Raw genomic sequence first — 5,867 nt, forward strand, 5'->3', positions numbered from 1 at the left:
TTGCAGACATCGATATCAAATAATCGGTTGCTGTGAATGTCTGAATGAAATGGTCAACCTATGTGCTGGCCATTTTTGTATCGACATATTCATTCTGCTTCACTATCCTTTTCTCGCTTCTCGCTTCTCGCTTCTCGCTTCTCGCTTCTCGCTTCTCGCTTCTCGCTTCTCGCTTCTCGCTTCCTTACACCACCTTGATTATGTCTATAATTTGCTTAGATTTAAGGCTATCTAACTTGTCAGCAGCAAACTGCGTCGCAGAAACATGAAATCAATATTTTAGTGTTTTACACTAGTGCTAAGTTTGCGCGTTTTAGCCTAGGGATAGGACTGTTTCTTGGCTGCTGAGCGCGCAATGCAGTGGAACCCGGACGATAAAAAGGTAAAACAATGAAGCAACGCCTGATTGTAAAGACCGCTTTGAGCGCGGCTATCTTGGCAACTCTTGCCGGATGTGCAACGCAACCAGCACACGAATGGAATGAAGACACAACTTACAAACTGACCGTACTGCACACCAACGACCACCATGGTCGTTTTTGGCAAAACAAGTACGGTGAGTACGGCATGGCGGCACGTAAGACGCTGATTGATGAACTGCGTGCAGAGATTCAAGCCGAAGGCGGTAGCGTGCTTCTACTATCAGGTGGTGATATCAACACAGGTGTGCCGGAGTCTGACCTGCAAGATGCTGAGCCTGACTTTAAAGGCATGAGCAAGATTGGTTACGACGCGATGGCACTGGGTAACCATGAATTCGATAACCCACTGGAAGTGTTGTTCAAACAGCAAGAGTGGGCAAACTTCCCAATGCTGTCTGCCAACATTTACGACAAAGAAACCGGCGAGCGTCTGTTCCAACCTTATGCCATGTTCAACAAGCAGGGCATCAAGATTGCTGTGATTGGCCTTACGACAGAAGACACGGCAAAACTGGGTAATCCAGAGTACATCGGCGAGGTTGATTTCCGCGACCCGAAAGAAGAAGCGAAAAAGCTGATTGCTGAACTAAAGCAAACTGAAAAGCCAGACCTTATCTTTGCAGTGACACACATGGGTCACTACGAAAACGGCAACCGTGGTGTGAATGCGCCTGGTGATGTGGCCTTGGCTCGCTACCTAAACGAGGGTGACTTGGACATGATTGTGGGTGGCCACTCACAAGAGCCTGTATGTATGGAAGGCCCTAACGTCATTAAGAAGAACTTTAAGCCGGGTGACGAATGTAAGCCAGATGAGCAAAACGGTACTTACATTGTGCAAGCGTACGAGTGGGGTAAGTACGTTGGTCGTGCTGATTACGAGTTCCGCAACGGCGAATTGTCGATGGTGAGCTACGATCTGATTCCGGTTAACTTGAAGAAGAAAATCAAAGTGAATGGCGAATCTCAGCGTGTATTGGTTCAAGATGAAATCGCACAAGACTCGGCAATGCTGGATTTCCTTCGTCCTTACCAAGAAAAAGGTCAGGGCCAGTTGAATGTGAAAATTGCTGAATCTAACGGCAAGCTGGAAGGTGACCGCAACGTTGTTCGTTTCCAACAAACCAATCTTGGTCGTTTGATTGCAACTGCCCACATGGAGCGCGCTAAAGCGGATTTCGCTGTAATGAACTCGGGTGGTGTGCGTGATTCGATTGAAGCCGGCGACATCACCTATAAGGACGTTCTGACGGTTCAGCCATTTGGCAACATGGTGTCTTACATCGATATGTCGGGTAAAGAAGTTCTTGATTACTTAAACGTGGTGGCGACAAAGCCAGTTGACTCAGGTGCTTACGCTCAGTTTGCTGGTATCTCAATGACGGTAGAAAACGGCAAAGTATCCAATGTCTTTATTGGTAATAAACAGCTTCGCCTAGATGGTCAATACCGCTTTACCGTACCAAGTTACAATGCGTCAGGTGGTGATGGTTACCCGAAAGTGAATACTCATCCGGGTTACGTAAATACAGGATTTACGGATGCAGAGGTACTGAAAGAGTTCTTGGAGTCACACAGTCCAATTGATGTAAATGAGTACGCGCCTTCTGGTGACATCGTTTACAAGTAAAAAGCGATTGACTCAAAGTCGCTGATACCATTAACTTAAAGCGCTGCCCTTCACTAGGTGCAGCGTTTTTTGTTTTATAAGGAGAATCTTGATGACTCCGGCCATTAATCTTGCGAAAAAGAAAAAAGTTACACACACCATTCACCAATACGAGCACGATCCAAGAGCAGACAGCTATGGATTAGAAGCGGCTGAGGTATTGGGACAAGATCCAAAGACAGTATTCAAAACCTTGTTGTTCTGTTTGAACGGCGAACCAAAGAACCTTGCGGTTGCGATTATCCCTGTTGATCAAAAGCTGAACCTAAAACTGGCGGCGAAAGCAGCGAAGGGCAAAAAGGCCGATATGGCCGATCCGGAAATCGCGCAAAAGACCACAGGGTATGTTGTTGGTGGGATTAGCCCACTGGGACAGAAGAAAGCGCTGCCGACTTTTTTGCACGAAAGCGCAACAGAGCAAGACACCATCTGTGTGAGTGCAGGTAAACGTGGTTTAGAAATCGAGTTAGCTCCGAAAGATTTGCTAAGCTTAACTCGCGGTCAGTTTGCCCCTCTTTGTCTCTAAATACATGACAAATAAAAAGGACGCCCATGAGCGTCCTTTTTTGATTTATCCAGTCAGTGAAGCGTTACTTCTTCAGACTCAATGTACCACCATTGCGTTTAGCTGGTTTGCTTGGCTTCGCGGCATTTGGGTTCATGTAATGCTGCTTCGGCTTACTCGGTGATTGAGGTTTGCTTGCTGAGTGCGTATTGCTTGATGCATCTGGTTTACGCTGCGATTTACCATGCCCACCTTGCGGTCTGCTGCGTTCACCTTGTGGTTTCGCTTTGTAATGTTCTTTTGCTGGGCGTCCACCTTCATCATCACGCTGACGGCGCTGTTGGCCTTTTTTCGAGTTCGGGGCATGACGGAATTCATCCGCGTTGTTACCACGGAACGTGCGTGTTTTTTGGTTGCGGCGCGCCGTTGAACCTTGGTTCTCTTCACGGCTATCGTACAGCTTCGCGTCGGTCGCTTTACGAATGTTGCGGCCTCTAGAATCTGTTTTTGATGCTTCCTCTGTGCCCACAGAGCCTTCACACATTGCTAGGATCTCTGCCACTTCGTCGTCACTCAGGTAACGCCATTTACCGTTAGGAATGCCATCAAGTGAGATGTTCATAATACGTACGCGACGCAGTTTGAATACTTCATAGCCTAGCGCTTCACACATACGACGGATCTGACGGTTCAAACCTTGAGTCAGTACGATACGGAAAGAGAATTTGGTTTCTTTCTCTACTTTACAAGGCAGAGTAACCGTATCAAGGATCTTCACGCCGCTCGACATCTGCTTAAGGAATTCACCTGTGATTGGCTTATCAACACGTACTACGTATTCTTTCTCGTGGTTGTTACCCGCACGCAGAATCTTGTTTACGATGTCGCCATCGTTGGTTAGGAAGATCAAACCATCGGAAGGTTTATCCAGACGACCGATAGGGAAGATACGCTTTTTGTGGCCGATGAAATCAACGATGTTACCCGGAATATCACGCTCAGTAGTACAAGTGATACCGGTTGGTTTGTTCAACGCGATGTAAATTGGTTTTTCTTTCGCTGCAACAGGGTTGCCATCCACACACACATCATCGCCTGGCAGTACTTTTGTGCCCATCTCTGGTTGTTGACCATTGATAGTGACACGGCCTTGCTCGATAAGACGGTCTGCTTCACGACGCGAGCAAAAGCCCGTTTCGCTGATGTATTTGTTTAAGCGTTTTGCGTTGTCTTGTGACATGTGAGTCTCCTAACGTTTCACAACGGCGGTTAATAGAAGTGCCTGCTGCTAATTAAAGCAGCAAGGCGAGATAAGGTCGGGCATTCTAGCACCGAGAATCCGGTTAGCCTAAACGTTTTTGATGACGTTCACGCGTCTCCATTTTCTTTTCAGCACTCTTTCTTAATAGAACGTACACGGCACCACTGCCACCGTGGAATCGTTGTGCACTGTGAACACATTGCACTTCACGAATTTGTTGCAACCAACTCGCGACAAAACTCTTCATTAATGCTGGTGGATTCGAGCGTTCGCCACGACCATGTACGATCACCACGGTACGGATATCCATCTCAATACATTGTTTGAGGAATTTAACGACTTCGTCGCGCGCTTCTTTTAGCGTTTTACGGTGCAGGTCAAGTCGAGCTTGGATGGGGTACTTACCAAGGCGCAGTTTTCTGTATACGCCATCTTGTACACCATCGCGTTTGAACTCGATAAAGTCATCGGGTTTGAGCATTTCTGCATGGTCAATCGACAAGTATTCAGGATCATCTTCAGTGAGCCAAATCGCGGCTTCGCGCTTCGCCAATTGAGCATCTGTCACGTGATGCACTTTTTTATGGTTAGCGGTGTCTTGGTCGATAGGCTTTACATCGCCCATCATCTGTTGGAACAGATCAAAATCGTCGTCTTGAGACATAACGGCAATCTCATAAAGAACAGGGTAGGAATAGTAAGATTATATCAATGAGTGGTGTATTGGGATCAAATAAAAAACCGGAGTGGGCAAGTAACCAACTCCGGTGCAAAGCGTTTCTAGAGCTAAGCGAGATCTAGTGAGGAGATTTGTCGTTCATAACCTTGTACACGAAGAAACCGCCGTAAAACAGCATTAGACCAATTGCCCCAAAGATTACAATCATTGACGATAGTCCCACCGCATTACCAAATAGGAGATCAAGCCAAAAGTCCATATATTTCCTCCAAGATATTTCCGACATGGATAACGTTAATGGGTGGCGTTTTCTTGCACACTGATCTGGATCAATTATGTTGCCGAGGTTAATAATCTGTATTTTATTGTGGGTTCTTAGTCACATTTCACGTGCTAGTGTTCAGTAAATCATCAAACGAATTAAGACATTACGTTTTTTTGTAAAAAGCGCTTGCGTCTCTCTAAAGAATCCGTAATATACGCATCCGTTGACGGGGAGAAGTCCTCAGTTAGACATCTCGGTGAATAGCGCAGCTTGGTAGCGCATCTGGTTTGGGACCAGAGGGTCGGGGGTTCGAATCCCTCTTCACCGACCACTTTCAGAAAGCCTGCTCAATGAGCAGGCTTTCGTCGTTTCAGCGGTCGAAAATTTGGCTTTGATAGTAGCGAACCAAATGGGGTTCGCCTGAAGTTAGAATATGGCTCTTCATCGACACATATTGAGAAAAAGGCTCTACAGAAATGTAGAGCCTTTTTCGTATTTGGTGATATTTATTTGGAACCAGAGGGTCGGGGTCTGGAAGCCCAGCCGCGTCGAATCCCTCTTCACCGAGCACTTTTAGAAAAGCCGCAACAGAAATGTTGCGGCTTTTTGCGTTTTACGGCTTTTCTGATTCGAGAACGCTTCGCTTCGGGAACGGACTTCGTCCTCCGAGATGCGAGAGGAGGAACGCTTTGAAGCAAATCGGCTTTCGTCCATTTGTAAATGAAAACGGAAGAGATCCCCAACTCGCTCGTCCCTCGCTCTTGAGGATGACGAATAAAAAGCACTGAATTCAAAGGCGCCATTCCCGAAAGCGACGAAGGAGCGCAGTCGGGTACCTCTCAGTTAGAAACGCTACGCTCCGAGAGTCAGAGCGCTTCGCTTTAGGAATCGAGAGGTACTCGTTGAGAGTATAGAGATAAGAAGGTGTTGACGGAACTTGTTCCTAGAAAAGCAAAATAAAGTCGAATCCCGAATCCCGAATCCCGAATCCCGAATCCCGAATCCCGAATCCCGAATCCCGAATCCCGAATCCCGAATCCCGAATCCCGAATCCCGAATCCCGAAT

5 protein-coding genes and 1 tRNA gene are annotated in these 5,867 nt (G+C 46.9%); 3 read left to right on the forward strand and 3 right to left on the reverse strand.

Going from position 1 to position 5,867, the window contains the following annotated elements; genetic code table 11:
• Positions 1 to 390: 390 nt before the first annotated feature.
• Positions 391 to 2,052 (forward strand): bifunctional UDP-sugar hydrolase/5'-nucleotidase UshA, encoded by a 1,662-nt coding sequence (gene ushA, locus KIO97_RS23440; protein WP_038891615.1) that lies wholly within the window; start codon positions 391 to 393, stop codon positions 2,050 to 2,052.
• 91 nt (positions 2,053 to 2,143) lie between these two features.
• Positions 2,144 to 2,617, forward strand: a complete 474-nt coding sequence (gene ybaK, locus KIO97_RS23445; protein ID WP_005535727.1) for a Cys-tRNA(Pro) deacylase — start codon at positions 2,144 to 2,146, stop codon at positions 2,615 to 2,617.
• Between the two features lie 64 nt (positions 2,618 to 2,681).
• Here the strand turns inward: ybaK and rluF are convergent, their stop codons facing one another.
• The 3 genes from rluF to KIO97_RS23460 form a co-directional block, all read right to left on the reverse strand.
• Positions 2,682 to 3,836, reverse strand: a complete 1,155-nt coding sequence (rluF, locus tag KIO97_RS23450) for a 23S rRNA pseudouridine(2604) synthase RluF (protein ID WP_285384072.1) — start codon at positions 3,834 to 3,836, stop codon at positions 2,682 to 2,684.
• Positions 3,837 to 3,939: 103 nt separating this feature from the next.
• The gene (gene smrA, locus KIO97_RS23455) at positions 3,940 to 4,521 is read right to left on the reverse strand and encodes a DNA endonuclease SmrA (RefSeq protein ID WP_038891618.1); all 582 of its coding nucleotides are present in this window, start codon (positions 4,519 to 4,521) and stop codon (positions 3,940 to 3,942) included.
• 133 nt (positions 4,522 to 4,654) lie between these two features.
• Positions 4,655 to 4,795 (reverse strand): DUF3149 domain-containing protein, encoded by a 141-nt coding sequence (locus KIO97_RS23460; RefSeq protein ID WP_010650907.1) that lies wholly within the window; start codon positions 4,793 to 4,795, stop codon positions 4,655 to 4,657.
• 260 nt (positions 4,796 to 5,055) lie between these two features.
• Here KIO97_RS23460 and KIO97_RS23465 point away from each other — a divergent pair.
• Positions 5,056 to 5,132, forward strand: a tRNA-Pro gene (locus KIO97_RS23465).
• Positions 5,133 to 5,867 lie beyond the last annotated feature (735 nt).

Origin of the sequence: Vibrio sp. B181a, assembly GCF_030248375.1 — a bacterium.
Taxonomy (GTDB): Bacteria; Pseudomonadota; Gammaproteobacteria; order Enterobacterales; family Vibrionaceae; genus Vibrio; species Vibrio campbellii.

Bases quoted from the DNA above. Each gene is read 5' to 3' on its own strand.
- rluF (WP_285384072.1), bottom strand. From the start codon at position 3,836: ATGTCACAAGACAACGCAAAACGCTTAAACAAATACATCAGCGAAACG.
- ushA (WP_038891615.1), top strand. From the start codon at position 391: ATGAAGCAACGCCTGATTGTAAAGACCGCTTTGAGCGCGGCTATCTTG.
- smrA (WP_038891618.1), bottom strand. From the start codon at position 4,521: ATGTCTCAAGACGACGATTTTGATCTGTTCCAACAGATGATGGGCGAT.
- ybaK (WP_005535727.1), top strand. From the start codon at position 2,144: ATGACTCCGGCCATTAATCTTGCGAAAAAGAAAAAAGTTACACACACC.
- KIO97_RS23460 (WP_010650907.1), bottom strand. From the start codon at position 4,795: ATGGACTTTTGGCTTGATCTCCTATTTGGTAATGCGGTGGGACTATCG.